This window comes from Streptomyces sp. NPDC051104 (assembly GCF_040682835.1).
Lineage (GTDB): Bacteria > Actinomycetota > Actinomycetes > Streptomycetales > Streptomycetaceae > Streptomyces > Streptomyces cynarae.
In genome coordinates this window covers 856589-876101 of record NZ_JBFBBS010000001.1, presented here as the reverse complement: position 1 = coordinate 876101, position 19513 = coordinate 856589, and the positions used below count along the sequence as shown (strand labels likewise).

Annotated in this window: 16 protein-coding genes, 2 pseudogenes and 1 riboswitch; of the genes and pseudogenes, 8 read left to right on the top strand and 10 right to left on the bottom strand. The window is 71.9% G+C overall.

Annotated features, from left to right (window positions below):
• Positions 1–6: 6 nt before the first annotated feature.
• From AB0N14_RS04295 to fahA, 6 genes are all read right to left on the bottom strand, one after another.
• Positions 7–774, bottom strand: a complete 768-nt coding sequence (locus tag AB0N14_RS04295; RefSeq protein WP_366024154.1) for an ABC transporter ATP-binding protein — start codon at positions 772–774, stop codon at positions 7–9.
• A complete protein-coding gene (locus tag AB0N14_RS04290; protein WP_366024153.1) occupies positions 758–1633 on the bottom strand; it encodes an ABC transporter permease in 876 nt (291 codons plus the stop codon). Before AB0N14_RS04290 ends, AB0N14_RS04295 begins: the two co-directional genes overlap by 17 nt.
• Positions 1630–2967 carry an ABC transporter substrate-binding protein gene (locus AB0N14_RS04285; RefSeq protein WP_366024152.1) on the bottom strand — a complete coding sequence of 446 codons (1338 nt, stop codon included), beginning with the start codon at positions 2965–2967 and terminating at the stop codon, positions 1630–1632. Before AB0N14_RS04285 ends, AB0N14_RS04290 begins: the two co-directional genes overlap by 4 nt.
• A gap of 14 nt (positions 2968–2981) precedes the next feature.
• Entirely contained in the window at positions 2982–3209 is a 228-nt protein-coding gene (locus AB0N14_RS04280) for a ferredoxin family protein (RefSeq protein ID WP_103838192.1), read from the bottom strand.
• Positions 3210–3260: 51 nt separating this feature from the next.
• Positions 3261–4052, bottom strand: coding sequence for a GntR family transcriptional regulator (locus tag AB0N14_RS04275; protein WP_366024151.1), 792 nt, complete (start codon positions 4050–4052; stop codon positions 3261–3263).
• 147 nt (positions 4053–4199) lie between these two features.
• A complete protein-coding gene (fahA, locus tag AB0N14_RS04270; protein WP_366024150.1) occupies positions 4200–5420 on the bottom strand; it encodes a fumarylacetoacetase in 1221 nt (406 codons plus the stop codon).
• 255 nt (positions 5421–5675) lie between these two features.
• Between fahA and AB0N14_RS04265 the strand changes: the two are divergent.
• From AB0N14_RS04265 to AB0N14_RS04255, 3 genes and pseudogenes are all read left to right on the top strand, one after another.
• Positions 5676–6916 (top strand): annotated as a pseudogene (locus AB0N14_RS04265) (ATP-grasp domain-containing protein).
• Between the two features lie 95 nt (positions 6917–7011).
• Positions 7012–8213: pseudogene (locus AB0N14_RS04260) on the top strand (FAD-dependent oxidoreductase).
• A 279-nt stretch (positions 8214–8492) separates the two neighbouring features.
• The gene (locus tag AB0N14_RS04255; protein WP_366024149.1) at positions 8493–9305 is read left to right on the top strand and encodes an HAD family hydrolase; all 813 of its coding nucleotides are present in this window, start codon (positions 8493–8495) and stop codon (positions 9303–9305) included.
• 43 nt (positions 9306–9348) lie between these two features.
• On the opposite strand, the gene AB0N14_RS04250 is transcribed toward AB0N14_RS04255, so the two are convergent.
• On the bottom strand, positions 9349–9849 hold the full coding sequence (locus AB0N14_RS04250) for a transglycosylase SLT domain-containing protein (RefSeq protein WP_366024257.1): 501 nt from the start codon (positions 9847–9849) through the stop codon (positions 9349–9351).
• 19 nt (positions 9850–9868) lie between these two features.
• Positions 9869–10033, bottom strand: a riboswitch (cyclic di-AMP (ydaO/yuaA leader).
• A gap of 889 nt (positions 10034–10922) precedes the next feature.
• Here AB0N14_RS04250 and AB0N14_RS04245 point away from each other — a divergent pair.
• The 4 genes from AB0N14_RS04245 (at position 10923) to AB0N14_RS04230 (ending at position 15334) form a co-directional block, all read left to right on the top strand.
• The gene (locus AB0N14_RS04245; RefSeq protein ID WP_366024148.1) at positions 10923–11933 is read left to right on the top strand and encodes a polyprenyl synthetase family protein; all 1011 of its coding nucleotides are present in this window, start codon (positions 10923–10925) and stop codon (positions 11931–11933) included.
• Between the two features lie 275 nt (positions 11934–12208).
• Positions 12209–13438: a sigma-E factor regulatory protein RseB domain-containing protein gene (locus AB0N14_RS04240; RefSeq protein WP_366024147.1), complete on the top strand. Its 1230-nt coding sequence runs from the start codon at positions 12209–12211 to the stop codon at positions 13436–13438.
• Between the two features lie 41 nt (positions 13439–13479).
• Positions 13480–14478 (top strand): ABC transporter ATP-binding protein, encoded by a 999-nt coding sequence (locus AB0N14_RS04235; protein WP_366024146.1) that lies wholly within the window; start codon positions 13480–13482, stop codon positions 14476–14478.
• Positions 14465–15334 carry an ABC transporter permease gene (locus tag AB0N14_RS04230; RefSeq protein ID WP_366024145.1) on the top strand — a complete coding sequence of 290 codons (870 nt, stop codon included), beginning with the start codon at positions 14465–14467 and terminating at the stop codon, positions 15332–15334. The genes AB0N14_RS04235 and AB0N14_RS04230 overlap by 14 nt, the downstream gene beginning before the upstream one ends.
• Positions 15335–15393: 59 nt before the next feature.
• Here the strand turns inward: AB0N14_RS04230 and AB0N14_RS04225 are convergent, their stop codons facing one another.
• Both AB0N14_RS04225 and AB0N14_RS04220 read right to left on the bottom strand, forming a co-directional pair.
• On the bottom strand, positions 15394–15948 hold the full coding sequence (locus AB0N14_RS04225; protein ID WP_366024144.1) for an NUDIX hydrolase: 555 nt from the start codon (positions 15946–15948) through the stop codon (positions 15394–15396).
• Between the two features lie 2 nt (positions 15949–15950).
• Positions 15951–16490 (bottom strand): DUF6668 family protein, encoded by a 540-nt coding sequence (locus AB0N14_RS04220; RefSeq protein WP_366024143.1) that lies wholly within the window; start codon positions 16488–16490, stop codon positions 15951–15953.
• A 249-nt stretch (positions 16491–16739) separates the two neighbouring features.
• On the opposite strand from AB0N14_RS04220, the gene AB0N14_RS04215 reads away from it, so the two are divergent.
• A complete protein-coding gene (locus AB0N14_RS04215) occupies positions 16740–18383 on the top strand; it encodes a tetratricopeptide repeat protein (RefSeq protein ID WP_366024142.1) in 1644 nt (547 codons plus the stop codon).
• A gap of 12 nt (positions 18384–18395) precedes the next feature.
• On the opposite strand, the gene rarD is transcribed toward AB0N14_RS04215, so the two are convergent.
• The gene (rarD, locus tag AB0N14_RS04210; RefSeq protein ID WP_366024141.1) at positions 18396–19382 is read right to left on the bottom strand and encodes an EamA family transporter RarD; all 987 of its coding nucleotides are present in this window, start codon (positions 19380–19382) and stop codon (positions 18396–18398) included.
• Between the last annotated feature and the right edge of the window lie 131 nt (positions 19383–19513).

Genomic DNA, 19513 nt, shown 5'->3' with positions numbered 1-19513 from the left:
GCGTGCTCAGGAACCGAGTGAGGAGAGGACGTCACGGCGCAGGGCGAGCCGCGCCGGGTCGTCGTGCGCCGTACGGTCGCGTGGACGCGGCACGTCCCGTACGGCGAGGAGCCGGCCCGTGCTGAGCAGCGCCAGCCGGTCGCCGAGGTACAGGGCCTCGTCCACGTCGTGGGTGACGAAGACGACGGTCGCGCCCGTGCCGTGCAGCACCTCCACCAGCAGGTCCTGCATGCCGGCGCGGGTCTGTGCGTCGAGGGCGCCGAAGGGCTCGTCCATGAGGACGGTGCTCGGACCGGCGGCGAGGGCGCGCGCCAGTTGTGCCCGCTGGCGCTGGCCGCCGGACACGCGGTGCGGCAGGTGCCGTGCGCGGTCGGCCAGTCCCACCCGGTCCAGCCAGGCGTCGGCCTGGGTGCGGCGCTCGACGCGCGGAACGCCCTTGACGGCGAGGGGAAGTTCGACGTTCGCGCGCAGGGTGCGCCAGGGCAGCAGGGCGTCCTCCTGGAACACCAGCGCCCGGTCCGCGGCGGGACCGTTCAGGGGACGGCCGTCCTGCTCCACCGTCCCGGCGAGCGTCGGCAGCAGCCCGGCCAGCGTCCGCAGCAGGGTCGACTTGCCGCAGCCCGAGGGGCCGACGACGGTGAGGATCTCGCCCGGGGCGATGTCCAGGTCGACGCCCTCGAGGGCCGGTGCGCCGGGGCGGCCGAGCGTGGCTGCCCGCAGGGTGAGGCCGGCACCGGTGCGGGACGGCGACACGACGTCAGACGAGCTGGTCATCGGGGACCTCCGCAACGGTCGTCCCGGTGCTGCTCGGCATCGGCGCGGAGACGGCCGAGCGCTCCCGGGGAACGCGGTCCGCGGTGGCGTCAGAGGTGCGCGGGAGCCAACGGGTCAGACGGCGTCCGAGCAGTTCCACCGCCGTGGACGTCACCCAGCCGAGCACGCCGATCGTCACCATGCCGACGAAGACGTCCGGGTAGTCGACGACCGTGTAGTCCTGCCAGGTGCGATAGCCGACGCCGTACTGGCCGGAGATCATCTCGGCGGAGATCACACAGATCCACGACACGCCGATGCCGACGGACAGGCCGCCGAAGATGCCGGGCAGCGCACCCGGCAGGACGACCGAGCCGAGGACCCGCCACCGGCCGCCGCCCATGGTCCGCACCGCCTCCTCCCACACGGGGGTCAGCGCGCGGACCGCGTGCCGGGTCGAGACCAGCACGGGGAAGAAGGCGGCCGTGCAGGTGATGAAGACGATGCCCTGTTCGTTGCTGGGGAAGAGCAGGATCGCGACGGGAACCAGTGCAATCGCCGGGATCGGGCGCACCACCTCCAGCAGCGGGCCGAGCAGGTCCTCGGCGAGGCGCGAGCGGGCCACGAGCACGCCCTTGGCCACCCCGAGGACCGCCGCCAGCAGGAAGCCTGTGAGGATGCGGGTCAGGCTGTCGGCCAGGTCCGTCCAGTAGTCACCGCCGGAGAGCCGGCCGGCGAAGGCGCGGGCCACCTCGGTGACCGTGGGGAACTGCGAGAAGCGCAGCCACACGTTGACGTCCAGGCTGGTCAGCAACTGCCACAGACCGAGGGCGGCGGCCAGGGACGCCACCCTCAGCGCATACCGGCGGTACCGGCTCATGACGCCCGTCCCAGGGCGTCGGCGTACGAGATCGTGCGCGCCCCCGGGTGCGCCGCCACGTACGCCTGCGCGGTGGCCGGCGCGACGAAGGGGAGCAGTCGGCTGCCGTCCACCACCCACTCCGCCCTGTCGGCGAACCACAGGGTGCCGGTGGTGGCGTCGGGCACGTACGCGGCACGGATGTCCGAGCGGTGCTGCGCCACGTACTTCAGCAGCTCATCGGGGGAGTTGAAGGTCCGCGTGGTCTCCGCGCCCGTGGGCCACACCTCGCTCGCGGCCGGCGGAGGCGTCGCGGCGAGATCCTTGGTGTACGCCGAGCGGAGTGCCTTCTTCGCGTACTGGTCGTCGACGAAGGAGTCCACGTCGATGTCACCCGTCAGCTTCTCGGACTTCAGGATCGACACGTCCTGCTTCAGCGCGGACACCAGCTGCGGCTTGACGGCCGGGTCGAAGGTGGAGATGCCGTGGGCGCCGTTGTAGAGGTAGACGACCTCGGCGGGCAGGCCGGTGGCCTTCGCGACCTTCTCAGCCGCGGCCACGGGATGGGCGTTCAGGTAGTCGGTCGCCTGCGCCTGCGCCTTCAGGAAGGCTTCCAGGACGGCCGGACGCTGCTTCGCGAAGTCCTCGCGCGCGGTGAGGGCGTGGAACGTCGGAAGGTCGAGCTGCGCACCGTCGTACAGCGCCTTCGCCTTGCCCTGGTAGGCGAGCAGGCCCGGCCAGGCCACGAACTGGCTCAGCGCGTCCGCACTGCCGGCATCGAGCGCCGACGCGCCCACCGCGGGCTGCTGGTTGAGCTTCTCGATGCCCTTGTCCGGGTCGATGCCGGCGCGCTGCAGGGCTCGTACGAGGGTGCCGTCCGCGGCGGAGCCGATGCTCGTGGAGACCTTCCTGCCCTTCAGGTCCTGCACGGAGGAGAGCTTGGAATCCGGTGCGGTGACGATGGTGTTGAGGCCGCCGCGCAGGTTGTAGCCGGTGACGGAGACCAGGTGGGTGGGGCGGCCGAGCTGCTTTCCACGGGCGGCGTTGATGAGGAGCGGGAAGTCGCCCATCGATCCGATGTCGATCTTCCCGGCGGTCATCTGGGCGGTGATGGGGGCTCCGGTCGCGTAGTCCTGCCAGACGACCTTGTAGGTGTGGCCGTCGTGCAGGGCGCCCAGCTGCTGCTCGAAGTAGCCCAGGGAGCGCAGGAGGGTGCCCGCGGTGACGGTGTTGATGGTCTTGGACTGGTAGCCGACGGTGACCGTGGAGCCGGTGCCCGCCTGTGCGCTCGTGCCGCAGGCGGCGAGCGGGAGGAGGAGGGCGACCGTGGCGAGGGGGACTGCCGTGCGTTTCATGGAGTTCGGGCCTCTCAGCGGAGCAGGTAGGGCATGTTGACCGTGACCGCTCCGGTGGGACAGCGGGCCGCGCACGGCCCGCAGTACCAGCACTCGTCGACGTGCATGTACGCCTTGCCGGTGCTCTCGTCGATGGCGAGGGAGTCCAGCGGGCACATGTCCACGCACAGGGTGCAGCCGTCGATGCACTTCGACTCGTCGATGGTCACGGGCACGTCGGCCCGCTGGGGCGCCAAGGGCATGGCTGTCTCCAGGAAGGTGCCCGGACAGGGCGGAAGGGGGGCGAACAGGGGTTACAGAGACCGGTGCAGGAGACCGCTCATGGTGATGCGGTCGCCGCGGAAGCGGATGAACTCCAGGTCGACGGGCCGGCCGTCGGCGAGGTGGGTGAGGCGTTCCAGCATCAGTACGGCGGCGCCGCGGGGGGCCTGGAGCACGGCGGAGGAGTGCGCGTCCGCGTTCACCGCTTCCAGGGTGATCTCGGCGTGGCCGAGGCGTTGGCCGGTGATGGCTTCCAGGAGGCGGAAGACGTCGGTGTTCTCCAGGTCGGCGTCGAGGAGGGCGGTGCCGATGTCGAGGGGGATGTAGGTGAGGTCCAGGGAGAGGGGGAGGCCGTTCAGTCTGCGCAGGCGTTCGACGTAGAGGACGTCGGCGCCGGGTTGGACGTGGAGGCGCTCCGCCACGGGGGCGGGTGCGGGGGCGGGGCCCAGGGTGCGGACCTCGTTGGTGACGCGGCCGTGTTCGAGCAGGGTTTCCGCCAGGCCCATCAGCCGGTCCAGTCCATGGGGGTACTTGCGGGCGGCGACGATCGTGCCGACTCCCGGCAGCCGGTCCACCAGGCCCTCGGCGCGGAGGAGGTCGAGGGCCTGGCGGATGGTGTTGCGGGAGGCGCCGTAGTCGGTGCCGAGGGTGGTTTCGTGCGGGAGCGTGCCGTCCGGGAAGTCGCCGGTGAGGATCTGGTGGCGGAGGAGATCGGCAAGCTGCCTGGCCTGGTCCGCACGCAGCCGGCGACGCGTGCGGTGGGCGGCGACGGTGGTCGCGGCGCCCTGACCGGCGTGGTCTCGGATGCGGTCGGTGGGTGGCATGTTTCGAACCATACCGAGGCGGTAGGGAAAGCTGTGTTGCCGAATTGTTGCGCCATGTGCCGGGGCGTCACGTACGCCGCTGAGCTGGGGTTTCGTTGGGCGGTGGGGCAAGGTCTGCCACTGCCGGGTGAGCGGGCGCGGCGGTGGCTACGACAGGCTGGTCGGCGCCACCCGCCCCGTCACCTCCCCCAGACCCACCCGCGTCCCACCAGGACCCGGCGCCCACGCTGTCAGTGTCACCACGTCCCCGTCCTCCAGAAACGTCCGTTTCCCGTCCGGAAGTTCGAGAGGGTCCCGCCCGTTCCACGTCAGTTCCAGCAGCGAGCCGCGTTCGTGCTCCGTCGGGCCGCTCACCGTGCCGGAGCCGTAGAGATCACCCGTCCGCAGGGACGCGCCGTTCACCGTCATGTGCGCCAGCTGCTGGGCCGCCGTCCAGTACATGGTGGAGAACGGCGGCTCGGAGACGACATGGCCGTTGATCGCGACGGAGATGCGCACGTCGTAGGCCCCCGGTTCCTCCTGTGAGTCGTCCAGGTACGGCAGCAGCGGATGCGTGCGCTCGGGCGGGGCCACCCGCGCCTCCTCCAGCGCGTCCAGCGGGGTGATCCACGCCGAGACCGACGTGGCGAACGACTTGCCGAGGAACGGCCCGAGCGGCACGTACTCCCAGGCCTGGATGTCCCGCGCCGACCAGTCGTTGAGCAGGCAGAGCCCGAACACATGGTCGCGGAAGGCCGTGAGCGGCACCGGTCGCCCCAGTCGCGACGGCACGCCCACCACGAAGCCCACTTCCGCCTCGATGTCCAGACGGACGGACGGCCCGAAGACCGGCGCCGGGTCGGTGGGAGCCTTGCGCTGCCCCGACGGCCGCACGACATCCGTGCCCGACACCACCACCGTGCCGGACCGGCCGTGGTAGCCGATCGGCAGGTGCTTCCAGTTGGGGGTCAGGGAGTCCGCCGCGTCCGGGCGGAAGATCTGCCCGACGTTGCGGGCGTGGTTCTCGGAGGCGTAGAAGTCGACGTAGTCCGCGACCTCGAAGGGCAGGTGCGGCGTCACCTCGGAGAGCGGGTGCAGCAGCGGCTCCACGGTCTCCCGGTGCGCTGGCACCGTCACCCACGCCGTCAGCGCCCGCCGCACATCCGACCAGGTGGTGCGGCCCGCGGCCAGCAGCGGATTCAGGGACGGACGCGCCAGCAGGGAGGCGTACGGGGAGCCGAGCGCCGTGGCCGCCGCGCCCGCGTCGAGCACGTGGTCGCCCAGGCGGACGCCGACGCGGCGCTCGTCGGAGCCGGCGGGGGAGAAGACGCCGTAGGGGAGGTTGTGCGGGCCGAAGGGGTCGCCCTCGGGGACGTCGAAGGGGGGCATGGGATGCTGCCTCGCTTTCGTGCACTTCGGGTGTGCCGTGCCATGGGTGTGCGTTCCAGTGCGTTCCATGCGGTCGCCGCACACGTTACGGGTGAGTCATCTGTCTTGGGCAGTGTCTAAAGAGTTTGCAATGTCCGTATTGGCCTTGTCGGAGGGGTTAATTCCGGCTTAGCGTCCTTTGGGGGACACGGACGGGGTGGGTCCGGTCCGTAGGGGGGACACGTGGGGGGACCCGTGGCCAGGAGCACCGGCGGTGTGCCGTTCGACGCGGACCGCGATGTGCCGGGGCTCATCGTGAAGCTCGGCGACTACCCGCTGCACCACGGCGGGGTCGGCGCGATCCGCAGCCTCGGCCGGCTCGGCGTACCGATGTATGCGATCACGGAGGACCGTTACACACCGGCCGCGGCCTCCCGCTATCTGCGGCGCGCCTTCGTGTGGCCGACCACCGGGACCGAGAAACCGGAGCGGCTCGTGGAGGGCCTGCTGCGCATCGGGCGCCGTATCGGCCGGCGGTCCTCGTCCCCACCGACGAGGAGGCAGCGGTCCTGATCGCCGAGCACCGGGGCGCCCTGACCGGATCCTTCCTGTTCCCGAAAGTGGACGCGGGACTCCCGCGCCGCCTCGCCAGCAAGCAGGGCCTGCACGAACTGTGCGTGGAACACGGCATCCCGAGCCCGCAGGCGGCCTTCCCGCAGTCCTACGACGACATCGTGCGCTTCGCCGACAAGGCCCGCTTCCCGCTCGTGGCGAAGAACCGCGAGGCGTTCGTGCGCCGCGAACGGCCCGCGGTGGGCGGCACGACGAAGATCGCCACCCGTGAGGGGCTGCTCAGGCTCGCCCGCGACTGGGGCGAGCACCCGGGCGTGATCCTCCAGGAGTACCTGCCCCGGGAGCAGACCGAGGACTGGATCGTGCACGCCTACTTCGACCAAAACTCCACCCCGCTCGCCCTGTTCACCGGCGTCAAGGTGCGCTCCTCGCCGCCCCACGCGGGCATGACGGCGAACGCGTACGTCGTCGACAACCCGGAACTCGCCGATCTCGCCGCACGTTTCATCAAAGAGATCGGCTTCACCGGTGTCATCGACCTCGACCTCCGCTTCGACCGGCGCGACGGACAGTACAAACTGCTCGACTTCAACCCGCGCATGGGCGCCCAGTTCCGGCTCTTCGAGAACAAGTCGGGTGTGGACGTCGTCCGCGCCATGCACCTGGACCTGACCGGTCGCGCCGTACCGGAGGGGGAACAGCGCGCCGGCCATCGGTACATCGTGGAGAACATCGACCTGCCCGCCCTGCTCGCCTACCGCCGCAGCGGCTACACGACACCGCACGAACCGGCCCGTGCGAGCGGCACGGAACTGGCCTGGTTCGCGGAGGACGACCCGCTGCCGTTCGTCACGATGCTCGCGCGCTTCGTGCGGCCGGGCGCGAAGCACCTGTATCAGCTGTGGCGGACCAACCGCCACGGCAGCACGACCCGTACGTCGTAGGCGTACGACCGGTACGTCGGGGCGTACGACCGGTACGCCACAGGCGTACGCGCTCCACCACGAAGCAGGCACGTAGCGTCCTGGGGAGGGACTTCGTGATTCAACCGGTAGCAGTCATCGGCGCCGGGCCTTTCGGCCTGTCCACCGCCGCCCATCTGCGCGGGCGCGGTATCCCGGTCCGCGTCTTCGGCGAGCCCATGGTCAGCTGGCGCGACAACATGCCCGCGGGCATGCTCCTGAAGTCCACCCCGGTCGCCTCGAACATCGACGCGCCCCAGCGTGGCCACACCCTGGCCGACTACTGCGACGCGGCGGGGATCCGCCGGCTGGTGACGGACGAGGACATCATCCCGGTCGAGACGTTCATCGCGTACGGGGAGTGGTTCCAGCAGAAGCTGCTGCCCGAGCTCGAGCGGGTCCGGGTGGTCTCCGTGGACCGCCGCAAGGGCGGTGGCTTCGATCTCAAGCTGGACTCGGGCGAGTTGTTCACCGCTCGGGCGGTCGTGGTGGCGACCGGCCTGTCGGGCCTCGCGCACCTCCCGCCGGAGCTGGCCGCCGCGGCAGCGGACGGCCCCGCGCGCACCGGTCCGGTCTCGCACAGCTCCCAGCACCATGACCTCAGCAGTTCTCCGGCAAGGAGCTGCTGGTCGTCGGCGCCGGCCAGTCCGCGCTGGAGACGGCGGCACTGGCGGCCGAGGCGGGCGCACGAGTGCGCGTGGTGGCGCGCGGGAGCGGCAAGGTCGCCTTCGGCGCTCCCCCGTGGGACCAGCCGAAGCTGCGCCCCGAGTCGCCCTTCGGCCGTGCCTGGTCCCTGTGGGCGCTCAGCTACTACCCTCACCCGTACCGTTACCTGCCCGCCCAGACCCGCCACTACCTGGTGCGTCGCGTCCTCGGCCCGCTAGGCGCGTGGTGGCTGCGCGACCGCTTCCAGGAGAACGTGCAGGTGCGCGGGGTGGAAGGGATCATCCGTGCGTCCGTGGCGGACGGCGGCACGGCCCTGACGGTCCGGACCCACACGGGCCGCACGGAGGAACTCACCGCGGACCACGTCATCGCCGCGACCGGCTACCGTGTGGACATCTCCGCGATGGACTTCCTGGGCCACGAACTGCGCACACGCCTGGCGGTGAGCCGGGGCGCCCCGAAGCTCGGCGCGGGCTATGTGTCCTCGGTCCCGGGCCTGTACTTCACGGGCCTGCCGGCGGCGGCCTCCTACGGACCGGTGATGCGGTTCGTCTGCGGCACGGAGTTCGCGTCGCCGCGCCTGGCGAAGCACCTGGCGACGGCTCACGGCTGACCCGGCCGCCCACCGGACCACCCCGTGGCCCTCCCCTCTCGGAAGGGCCACGGTTGTCGAGCCGGATGCCGACCGGTTCTCGGCAGGGGGCCGGAGGTCGGCGGGTGCTCGGCAGGGGGCCGGGGGCCGGCCGGTGCTCGACAGGCGCCCGGAGGTCGGGCGTAGGTCAGTCGTAGGTCGGCCGTAGGTCAGCCGTGGGTCGGCCGGTTCACGACGGGTGGCCGGGCGTCGGCTGGTTCGCGGTGAGTCGTGGGGGTGTTCCATCCGTATTCTCTGATCATGGCCGCACCCCTCGCATATTCACTCATCGCCACTGACCTGGACGGGACGCTGCTGCGCGGTGACGACACGCTCTCCGACCGGTCGAGGGACGCGCTGGCGCGGGCCGCCGCGGCCGGCGCGCAGCACCTCGTGGTGACGGGGCGTCCGGCGCCCAGGGTGCGGCCGCTGCTCGACGACCTGGGCGGCAGGGGGCTCGCGGTGTGCGGACAGGGCGCGCAGGTGTATGACGCCGGCGCGGACCGGCTGCTGTTTTCCGTCACCCTGGAACGGGAGTTGGCCGAGACCGCGCTGGGCAAGATCGAGGCCGAGGTGGGGCAGGTGTACGCGGCCGTCGACCAGGACGGCGTGGACGGGCTCACGCTCATCGAACCCGGCTACCGGATGCCGCACCCCACGCTGCCCGCGGTGCGGGTCCAACGGCGCGACGACCTGTGGTGCGCGCCCATCAGCAAGGTGCTGCTGCGCCATCACGCCCTGGCCGACGACGAGTTGGCGACGGTGGCGCGCAGCGCGGTCGGTTCGCTGGCGACGGTCACCATGTCCGGGCCCGGCACGGTCGAACTCCAGCCATGCGGCATCACCAAGGCGACGGGGCTCGCGCTCGCCGCCGAGTATCTGGGCCTGGGGCCGCGCCGGACCATCGCGTTCGGCGACATGCCGAACGACATCCCGATGTTCGACTGGGCCGCGCACGGCGTCGCCATGGCGAACGCCCACCCCGAACTCAAGGCGGTCGCCGACGAGATCACGAAGTCGAACGAGGACGACGGCATCGCCGTCGTCCTCGAACGACTCTTCAGGGGCCGCTAGGCCTCGGCCTCGGCCTCAGCCCCGGTACGCGCGGCGCACAGCGTCAGTACGCGCTGTGGACGTTGTCGATGGAGCCGTACCGGTGGGCGGCGTAGTTGCACGCGGCCGTGATGTTCGCCACCGGGTCGTAGATGTTCCAGGACGTGCCCGGCACGTGGTACGCGCGGAAGGTCGGGTCGATGACCTGGAGGAGGCCCTTGGACGGGATGCCCATCCGGGCGTTGGAGTCCCAGAGGTTGATGGCGGACGGGTTGCCCGACGACTCACGCATCACGTTGCGGTGGATGCCGTAGTAGGAGCCGGGGATCCCGTGCTGCTGCATGACGACCAGCGACTGACGGATCCAGCTGTCGAGGTTTCCGGCGCGCGTCGTCACCGTCTTGGCGGCGGCGGTCGTGGTCGTCGCGGAGGTGGGGGTCGCGGCGGAAGCGCTGGTCGCGCCCAGGACCGGAAGGGCCAGAACGGCGGCACCCGTCCCCGCGACAGCGAGGGCACGGGTGAGGCGCGCGGCCTTGGAGCGGCGGTCCCGACGGCGTGCGGGCAGGGCGAAAGCGGGCATGTCGTAGTCCTCTCCGGCGCCTGCGAGGTGAGCTGTCGGGTTCGGGCTGGGAGGTGCCCGGCCGTGTCCTCGGTGTCGAGGAATCGGCTTCACCCCAAGCCGTTCCGGCGCTGTGCCCGGTCCGGCGACTTACCTGGGTCCCCCGCTCCTGCCGTGGTGGTCAATGGATCGCGGGCGGCGGCAGGATTCGGCGGTCCGCCCGGATCGATTGGGAAGGTATGCGAGAGCACATGTCGGGAACAAGCCTGGAAGTCGCAGTCCGAGGTAAATGACCATGAAATGCGGGAATAAGGGATGTGATCCATTTTGTTGAGCACAGTTCAAGTTGGCATAAGTAAAGGAGAAGTTGAGATTCCGCATGCTCCGCACCGCCTACCGGTGGCGTGAGCTAATTCACTCGTGCTTTCCTTGATCGCCACCTCTAATCCAGAGCCCTGGGGCGGCAATTCGGACAAAAGGCTCGATTGTTGCCCTCGAGTGGCGGCTTTTATGGGGACGAATTACGGCAATTCGGACATCGGTCGGGTCTACGGGAATCCGCATCTCCGGATCGGAGGGCGTGACCGACGTCACTCCTCATGCCATCTCGTCACGCCCTGTGGATCTGTACGCGCGCGTGCCTCGGCGTTCCGCGCGTCCCCGTCGAGACTGGGTGTGCGCTCGGCCGGGTGATGGCGCCGGGCGGGGCGGCCGGGCCGCGTGGCCCTGCGAAGGCCTTGGGGGTGCCGGGCTGCTCCGGAGGTGGGATGCGAGGGGGTGTTTCAGGGGACCGGTGCGCGTCGCCGGCCACCAGGTGGGGCAGCTTTCCGCTGTGTCGCTCCAAACCCGCTCGTATCACCTGATCAAGAACATGCCTCTCGTGATCCGATACCGCCCGGCCTGGAACAGCGGGCACTCGTGGTGATCGAAACCTGACCGGATACGCTGACTTGAGTGATGGCGGCGACAGATCGACAAACTCGGTGAGCCGAGTCGCCCTGACGCGTCATCGATCAAGTGACCGACCTCGATACCGACCGTGTGATCGTCAGCAGACGTCAGCAGACAGGAGACCTCACGTGACCGTCGTCGGGCCGTTCGGGCTGAGCGTGCGGGACCAGGCTCTGGAAGCCGATGTCCAGGCCGGATTGGCCGCTGTCGAGGAAGGGCTGCTCGACGCCACGAAGAGCGAGGTGCCCTTCATCACCGAGGCCGCGCAGCATCTCGTGCGCGCGGGCGGGAAGCGGTTCCGGCCGCTGCTCGTCATGCTCGCGGCACAGTTCGGTGACCCGTACGCGCCGGGGGTCGTCCCTTCGGCCGTGGTCGTGGAGCTCACCCACCTCGCCACGCTGTACCACGACGACGTGATGGACGAGGCCGATGTGCGGCGCGGGGTGGCCAGCGCGAACAGCCGCTGGGGCAACTCGGTGGCGGTTCTCACCGGCGACTTCCTGTTCGCCCGCGCGTCCCACATCCTGGCCGACCTCGGCCCGGAGGCGGTCCGTATCCAGGCGCAGGCGTTCGAGCGGCTCGTCACCGGCCAGATCCTGGAGACGGCGGGCCCGCGGGACGGCCGTGACCCGGTGGAGCACTACCTCGACGTCCTCGCCGGCAAGACGGGCTCCCTGGTGGCGGTGGCGTGCCGCTTCGGCGCGATGATGTCGGGCGCCGACGAGACGGTCGTGGACGTGCTGACGCAGTACGGCGAGCGTCTCGGCGTGGCGTTCCAGCTGGCCGACGACGTCCTGGACATCGCCTCCGACTCCCACGAGTCCGGCAAGACGCCGGGGACGGACCTGCGCGAGGGCATCGCGACCCTCCCGGTCCTGCGCCTGCGCGAGCGCGCCCAGCGGCACGGGCTGCCGGAGGATGTCGCCCTGTGCGAGCTGCTGGCCTCCGACCTCACGGACGACGCCCGCCACGCCGACGCCCTCGCCCGCCTCCGGGTCCACCCGGCCCTCGAGCAGGCCCGCCGCGACGCCGTCCGCTACGCGGAGGACGCCCGCTCGGCCCTGGCCCCGCTGCCGGACTGCGGCGCGAAGGCGGCCCTGACGGAGATGTGCGACGCGGTGGTGCACCGGGCGGGGTGACGCGCCAGGCGTTCCCTGAGCCCCCCGCCCGGCGTGTGCCACGTCCCACGCCTTTCGGTACGCCCTGACAACCCCTACGGGTGGGGCGCCGTGCCCCGCCCGTCATGTCATACCCCAGGAGTACGCGGAGTTGGCCCCGCGGTCTGACGCTTCCCTCCCGGTGATTTGGTCATATGGAGAGGACCACCTCACAGGAGTCCGGGGGAGAATGGCGGCGCAGGGGTGGACGAGTGCACAGACAGCAGGCCGCCGCCGACGACGGAGGTAAGGCACACATGGCACCGTACGAATCCGACGACAGCACACCCGCCGGGGAGGTCGAGGACGTACGCGACGGGCGGCGCAAGGCCGCGCGGTACGTCGTCCCGGTCACGGTCGTGGGCGTGGCGGCGGCGACCATCGGGCTCGTCCCGGCGTTCGCCGGCTCCGGGGACCCCGACCTGCCGAAGATCAGCGCGCAACAGCTCATCGAGAAGATCGCCAAGTCGGACGTCCAGCAGATGTCCGGCACGGTGACGATCAGCACGGACCTGGGCCTGCCCAACCTGGGCGGCCTCGAGGGCAGCCTGGCCTCGGGCGCGCTCTCCCAGGGCGGGCAGGGCAAGGGCGACTCGGCCGCCGACCCGAGCTCCAAGCTGCTGGAGCTGGCCTCCGGCACCCACACCGTGCGGGTCGCCGCCGACGGCCAGGACAAGCAGAAGCTCTCGCTCATCGAGAAGGCCGCCGAGTACAGTGTCATCCGCAACGGCGACCAGGTGTGGGCGTACGACAGCGCCTCCAACCAGGCGTACCACGCGACCGGCGCGGGCGAGCACAAGAGCGGCGAGGCGGCGCCGAAGGACGTGCCCGCCACGCCCAGGGACTTCGCTGATCAGGCACTGAAGGCGGCCGACAAGACCACCTCCGTGACGGTCGACGGCACGGCCCAGGTCGCGGGCCGGGACGCCTACAAGCTGCTCGTCCGGCCGAAGCAGTCGGGTACGACGGTCGGCGCGATCAGCATCGCGGTGGACGCGAAGACCGGGCTGCCGCTGAAGTTCACGCTGACCCCGGCGAAGGGCGGCGCGGCGGTGCTGGACGTGGGCTTCACGCAGGTCTCGTTCGCCAAGCCGGCCGCGTCGACGTTCGACTTCACGCCGCCCAAGGGCACGAAGGTCGCCCAGGGCGACGACCTGAAGGCCGGGAAGACCGGGCACGAGGCCCAGCGTGAGGACACGGGCAAAACACCCTGGGGCAGCGCGTCGAAGACCCTCGGCGAGGGCTGGAACGCCATCTACGTGTTCGACACCGGCAGCAAGGGCGGGGTGCCGTCCGGATCGCCGTCCGGCGACGGCGCGGCCTCCGGCTTCCTGAACTCGCTCGGCGACCACGTCACCGGCAAGTTCGGCTCGGGCACGGTCTTCTCCACCCGCCTGGTCAACGCCCTGATCACGGACGACGGCAAGGTGTACGCGGGCGCGGTCACCAAGGACGCGCTGCTGAAGGCGGCGAACGCGGGGAAGTGACCCCCCGTACGGCGTACGGACGAAGGGGAGCAGGAAAGCCCATGGAGGAACTGCCCGACGCGGAAGCGCAGTCGAGGGACTCGGCGGCGAGGGCGGCGAGTGACCCGCAGGACCCGGTCATCGCCACCCGCGCCCTCACCAAGCGCTACCGCGGCGGGCAGCTCGCCGTGGACGGGCTCGATCTGACCGTCCCGGCGGGCAGCGTCTTCGGCTTCCTCGGGCCGAACGGCTCCGGCAAGACCACCACCATCCGCATGCTGATGGGCCTGATCGAGCCCACCTCGGGCTCGGCACGCGTGCTGGGGCAGCCCATGCCCCGGGCCACGCGCGCCGTGCTCCCGTACGTCGGCGCCCTCATCGAGGGCCCGGCGCTCTACGGCTTCCTCTCCGGCCGGGACAACCTCCTGCGCTACGACGCCGCCGACCCCACCGCCGACCCGCGCACCCGGCGGACCCGTGTCGCGGCCGCCCTCGACCGGGTCGGCCTCACGGCGGCCGCGGGCAAGAAGGCGAAGGCGTACTCCCTGGGGATGAAGCAGCGCCTCGGTCTCGCGGCCGCCCTGCTCCAGCCCCGCAGGCTCCTGGTCCTGGACGAGCCGACCAACGGCCTCGACCCGCAGGGCATGCGGGAGATCCGCGCCCTGGTCAGGGAACTGGCCTCCGACGGCACGACCGTCTTCCTCTCCTCCCACCTGCTCGACGAGATCGAGCAGGTCTGCACGCACGCCGCCGTGATGGCGCAGGGCCGGCTGATCGCGCAGGGCCCGGTGGGAGACCTGGTGGCCGGGGCGCGCGGACGCCTCGTCGTGACCACCCCGGACGTCACCGACGCGGCACGCGTCCTGAAGGAACAGGGCGTGGCCGATGTGGTGGTGGAGGAGAACCGGGTGACGGCCGAGCCTCCGGACCGGGAACTTTCCGATGTGAACGCCGCGTTGGTCACGGCGGGAGTCCGCGTACGCGGCTTCGGGGTCGAACGTGCCTCCCTGGAGGACGCGTTCGTGGCGCTGACCGGGGAGGGGTTCGATGTCGCAGGCTGAGGCGGCCGTCGTGCCGCGCCGGACGAGCCCGCTGTGGACCTTCGGGCTGCTGCGCAGCGAACTGGTGACCACGTTCCGGCGCTGGCGCACGCTCGCCCTGCTGGCCGTGCTCGCCGCCGTGCCGATCCTGGTCGGGATCGCCGTGAAGATCGAGACGAGCGACGGGTCCGGCGGTCGGGGCGGCGGCCCGGCGTTCATCACGCAGATCACGAACAACGGCCTGTTCCTGGTGTTCACCGCGCTCGCCGCGACGCTCCCGTTCTTCCTGCCGATGGCGATCGGTGTCATCGCGGGCGACGCGATCGCGGGCGAGGCGAACTCCGGCACCCTGCGCTACCTGCTGGTCGCCCCCGCGGGCCGTACCCGCCTGCTGCTCACCAAGTACGCCACGACGATGGCCTTCTGCCTGATCGCCACCCTCGTCGTCGCCGTCTCGGCGCTCGCGGTGGGCGCCCTGCTCTTCCCGCTGGGCGACCTGACGACGATCTCCGGGACGCGCATCAGCTTCGCCGAGGGCCTCGGCAGGGCCCTGCTGATCGCGCTGGTCGTCACCGCGTCCCTGATCGGCGTTGCGGCCCTCGGACTGTTCATCTCCACGCTCACGAGCAGCGGCATCGCGGCGATGGCGACGACGGTGGGGCTGCTCATCACGGTCCAGATCCTGGACCAGATACCGCAGTTGCACGCGCTCCAGCCGTACTTCTTCTCCCACTACTGGCTGTCCTTCGCGGACCTGATGCGCGACCCGGTCTACTGGCACGACCTGATACGCAACCTGGGCCTGCAGGCTCTGTACGCGGCGGTCTTCGGCTCGGCGGCGTGGGCGCGGTTCACGGCGAAGGACATCACGGCGTAGGTGCGGGCCGGCAGGGGCCGGCCGCGCCATCACGGTCCACCGCCCCCGCCACCCCCTGGTCAGCAGCCGCCCGGGCCGCCCGGGCCGGGCCCGAGGTCGAGCAGCAGGGCCATCACGCCCACCAGCGTGGCGCTGCTGACGATCTCACGGCGTTCGATCATCGCCCGTACCTCCGGCAGCGGGATCCACTCCAGGCGGTCGGACTCGTTGCGCTCGGTCGGCTCGCCCACGCGTGTGGCGTCGTCCGTGCGGAACACGAAGTGCCGGGAGTCGGTGACACCGGCCGCGGGCTGGGCGCACATCAGCGGACGCAGCGAGCCCGCGCGCCATCCGGTCTCCTCCTCGAGTTCGCGCCCCGCCGCCGCGGCGGGCTCCTCGCCGTCCTCGACGAGGCCCATGGGCAGCTCCCAGGCCCATGTGTCGGTGACGAAGCGGTGCCGCCACATCATGAGCACGCGCTGTTCGCGGTCGACGGCCGCGGCGACGGCGACGTCCCGCAGCCGGACCACGTGGTACTCACAGCGTGTCCCGTCCGGCTGTTCGACGTCGAGCGCCCGCAGCCGCACCCAGGGTGTCTCGTACAGCGCCCGCTCGCCGTGCACGGTCCAGCGCATGCTCAGCGCACCCCCGATCCGCCGCCCGAGGGCGTGAACGGGCCGACCAGGCGGGCCAGTCGGTCGCACTCGCGGGGTGGCCTGCAGCCCAGGTCGCCGGTCCGCCAGGCCGGTACCCAGGGCACCCGGTGGACGCCGATCATCGACTCGATCGCCTTGACACGCTGGGCGAGCGGGCGCGGCAGCCGACCCGGCGCGTCCGCGACCAGCACGACGCCGTCCAGGGCGAGGCCGGGCGGGGCCGCGCCGCGCCGGAAGACGTCGAGGCACTGGAGGACGGACCCCAGGCCGGTCGCGTGGGTGCGGGCGACCAGCAGCACCGAGGAGGGTTCGCCGTGCTCGGGACGGGGCCAGCCGCGGCCCGCGTCGAAGCCGCCGAAGACCGTGGCGAGCGTCGAGGTGCCGGCGCCGCCGTGGGTGGCCACCCAGGCGAACCGGCGTGGGCTCGCGCTGCCGTAGGACGGCGGCCGTGCGCCGTCGACCACCGGCCCGCGGACCCAGATCTCCGGCCCGCCGGGCCCCTGCCGCGCGATCGCCTGCATCGCCTCTCCTCGGTCGCTCCTCGCCCTCGATCTTCACCTGCGGTGCCGCGGGTTCGGTACCGGGCTCCGGTTCCTGGGACGAGGCTGTGACGCGGCGGTGACGCGGGGACGAGCACGGGAGCGGGAGAATCGAAGGGGTGTGCCGTACGTCCCCGCACCCAGGGCCGGGGACGCATACGAGGGGAGCCGACGCCGAATGGAGGCGGAGGACATCGGCGCCTTTCCCCGACCGACCCGAGTGAGGGAACGATGTCTCGACTCAGCCGCGGACAGAAGCGGGGCCGCTCCTTCGCGGGGGCCGCATCCGACGGGGGTGCGGGGTCCGGGGTGACGCCGATCGAGGTCCGGGTGCCGGCGGGGGCACGCGACGGGGCGCCGGGCCCGGGGGCGACGGTGGGCGGGATGCCGGTGGCCGCGGGACCCGGGGAGCCGGTCCAGCAGGCCGTCCTGGACCACCTCCACCACCTGGCCCGTGTCACGGGCCACCCGGTCCTCGCCTCGGTGCACGACGAACGGATCGGCTACGTCGTACCGATCCGGGTGCACGTCGACGGTTCGAGCGAGTTCGCGGGGGAGCCGGTACGGAGGGAAGCGGCGTCCGGGGCCGCGGTGCACGGAGGTACGACTCAGGTGGCACCCGTGGAGGCCGGGCCCCGCGACAGGGCCACGCACGTCCTGGGCGCGGTGGACACCCGGCAGCCGACCCCGGGCACCACGGCACCGACCGCCCCCCGGGGGGCGGTGCACGACCCGTACGCACCGTCGCAGTCCCCGGTGCCCCCGCCGAGCACGACACCGGCCGGCATCGAGCCCGACACCCGCGTACTGCGCGCCCTGCCGGAGCCCGCCGAGCCCGCTCCCGCAGCCGCGCTCGCACCGCGCCCGGATTGCGCGGAGTCCGCTCCCTCTCCCACCCGGCGCACGCAGCCCGCCGCAGCCGCCCCCACGCCCCCCGGCCCTAGCGTCGCGCCGTTCGGTCTGCAGGCCGTGCCCGAGCAGGTCGCCTTCATCACCGCCACGTCCGGGCCGGCCCAGGCCCTGCCGGGTGCCCCGAACCACGGCGGCACCCCGCCGCCGCCCGCACCGCCGGCCCCCGGCACCGTCTCGCCGCCGACGGGAACGTTCGGCCCACCGCCGGTCATGCCGGCCGCACCGTCCGCCACTTCCGCCGCTGCCGCAGCCCCCGAGCCCACCACCCGGCCCACGCCCGCCTTGTCCTCCGCTCGGACCCCCGAAGTCACCGCGCCTCCCACCACGGAAGCGGACCCCGCCACCGGCCCCGACCGCAAGCCCACCGCCGATCCCACCCCCGCCCCCGTCGCCGTCGGCCAGGACGACGAGGTCAAGGAGCCGCCCGTGCGGGAGTTCGACTCGGTGGCGGAAGCCGTGCTCGGGGATGCGGCGGCTGGCGGCGCGGACGGGCCTGTCGCCGAGCCCATGGCCCGGATCAGCGCGGCCGTGAAGCAGGGCCGTCTCGAGGAGGCGTCCGGGCTGGCCGAGCAGGCCGTCGCCGAGTCGGCCGCGACCCTCGGCGACGAGCACCCCGACGTCCTGCACCTGCGCGAACTCACCGCCTACATCGCCTACCTGGCGACAGATCCCCTGCGCTCCTTCCATCTGTCGCTGGACCTGGCCCGCATCCGTCACCGCCTCGGCGACCCGCGCGGGGCCTACGGCAACGTGCAGAGCGCGGCCGCCGCCTGGCGTGCCGTACGCGAACCGGTCCAGGGGCTGCATCTCGGCCGCGACCTCATCGCCGTATGGAGCGAACTCGCGGCCCAGGACGGCCCCGCCGCCGACGACCTCGACCAGCTCGAAAAGGCCCGCAGCCGCATGGGCCGCTTGGCCGAGCGCGCCCGCAAGGCGTCCGGCGAGCGGACCGCCGTCCAGTAGGCGCTACGGCGGCTACGGCGTGGCGTCCACCGGGTCCGCGTCCGCGGCCCCGCTCACCGTCGCGGTGGCGGCGCGCGCACCCGGGATCGCCCCGCCGAGCGTCCGCGCGGCCCGCCGAGCGGTGCGCAACGCGTCCGCCGTCAGCAGCGACAGCGCCAGCCAGACCAGCGCGAAGCCCGCCCAGCGCTCGGGCGGCATCGCCTCGTGGAAGTAGAGGATGCCCAGCAGGAACTGGAAGACCGGCGCCAGGTACTGCAGCAGCCCCAGCGTCGACAGGGGGACCCGTATCGCCGCGGCGCCGAAGCAGACGAGCGGCAGGGCGGTGACCACCCCGGTGACCGCGAGCAGCGCCGCGTGCCCCGCCCCCCGGGACGTGAACGTGGACTCTCCGTGTCCCGACAGCCACACCAGATACGCCAGCGCGGGCACGAACTGCACGGCGGTCTCCGCGGCCAGCGACTCGATGCCGCCGAGGCTGACCTTCTTCTTCACCAGCCCGTAGGTGGCGAAGGAGAACGCCAGGCACAGGGAGATCCACGGCGGACGGCCGTAGCCGATCGTCAGGACGAGCACGGCGGCGAAGCCGACCCCGACCGCCGCCCACTGCACCGGCCGCAGCCGTTCCTTCAGGAGCAGCACGCCCATGGCGATGGTGACGAGCGGGTTGATGAAGTAGCCGAGCGAGGCCTCCACCACGTGGCCGCTGTTCACGGCCCAGATGTAGACGCCCCAGTTGACGGTGATGACGGCCGCGGCGACCGTGATCAGCGCGAGCCGGCGCGGCTGCCGGAGCAGTTCGCCCGCCCAGGCCCAGCGGCGCATCACCAGCAGTACGAGGGCGACCAGGACGAGCGACCACGCCATCCGGTGGGCGAGGATCTCCAACGCTCCGGCGGGCTTCAGCAGGGGCCAGAACAGGGGGACGAGCCCCCACATCCCGTACGCGGCGAAGCCGTTCAGCAGACCTGTCCGTCGCTCACCCTTCGGGTCCCCGGCCACGGGCCCTCCCTCACGCTCGCGGCTGCCCCGGTGCAGCCTCCATGAAGGTAGCGCGACGGCCCCCGCCTGTCATGCCCGTATCGGCATACGGTCATGACAGGCGGGGGCCGGGAGCTCAAGGGCCCGAAGGG

What these genes read in the sequence shown, in the direction of transcription:
- AB0N14_RS04275 (WP_366024151.1), bottom strand. Translation starts at nt 4,052, where the DNA reads ATGCCACCCACCGACCGCATCCGAGACCACGCCGGTCAGGGCGCCGCG.
- fahA (WP_366024150.1), bottom strand. Translation starts at nt 5,420, where the DNA reads ATGCCCCCCTTCGACGTCCCCGAGGGCGACCCCTTCGGCCCGCACAAC.
- AB0N14_RS04295 (WP_366024154.1), bottom strand. Translation starts at nt 774, where the DNA reads ATGACCAGCTCGTCTGACGTCGTGTCGCCGTCCCGCACCGGTGCCGGC.
- AB0N14_RS04285 (WP_366024152.1), bottom strand. Translation starts at nt 2,967, where the DNA reads ATGAAACGCACGGCAGTCCCCCTCGCCACGGTCGCCCTCCTCCTCCCG.
- AB0N14_RS04235 (WP_366024146.1), top strand. Translation starts at nt 13,480, where the DNA reads ATGGAGGAACTGCCCGACGCGGAAGCGCAGTCGAGGGACTCGGCGGCG.
- AB0N14_RS04215 (WP_366024142.1), top strand. Translation starts at nt 16,740, where the DNA reads ATGTCTCGACTCAGCCGCGGACAGAAGCGGGGCCGCTCCTTCGCGGGG.
- AB0N14_RS04280 (WP_103838192.1), bottom strand. Translation starts at nt 3,209, where the DNA reads ATGCCCTTGGCGCCCCAGCGGGCCGACGTGCCCGTGACCATCGACGAG.
- AB0N14_RS04255 (WP_366024149.1), top strand. Translation starts at nt 8,493, where the DNA reads ATGGCCGCACCCCTCGCATATTCACTCATCGCCACTGACCTGGACGGG.
- AB0N14_RS04220 (WP_366024143.1), bottom strand. Translation starts at nt 16,490, where the DNA reads ATGCAGGCGATCGCGCGGCAGGGGCCCGGCGGGCCGGAGATCTGGGTC.
- AB0N14_RS04240 (WP_366024147.1), top strand. Translation starts at nt 12,209, where the DNA reads ATGGCACCGTACGAATCCGACGACAGCACACCCGCCGGGGAGGTCGAG.
- AB0N14_RS04290 (WP_366024153.1), bottom strand. Translation starts at nt 1,633, where the DNA reads ATGAGCCGGTACCGCCGGTATGCGCTGAGGGTGGCGTCCCTGGCCGCC.
- AB0N14_RS04225 (WP_366024144.1), bottom strand. Translation starts at nt 15,948, where the DNA reads ATGCGCTGGACCGTGCACGGCGAGCGGGCGCTGTACGAGACACCCTGG.
- AB0N14_RS04230 (WP_366024145.1), top strand. Translation starts at nt 14,465, where the DNA reads ATGTCGCAGGCTGAGGCGGCCGTCGTGCCGCGCCGGACGAGCCCGCTG.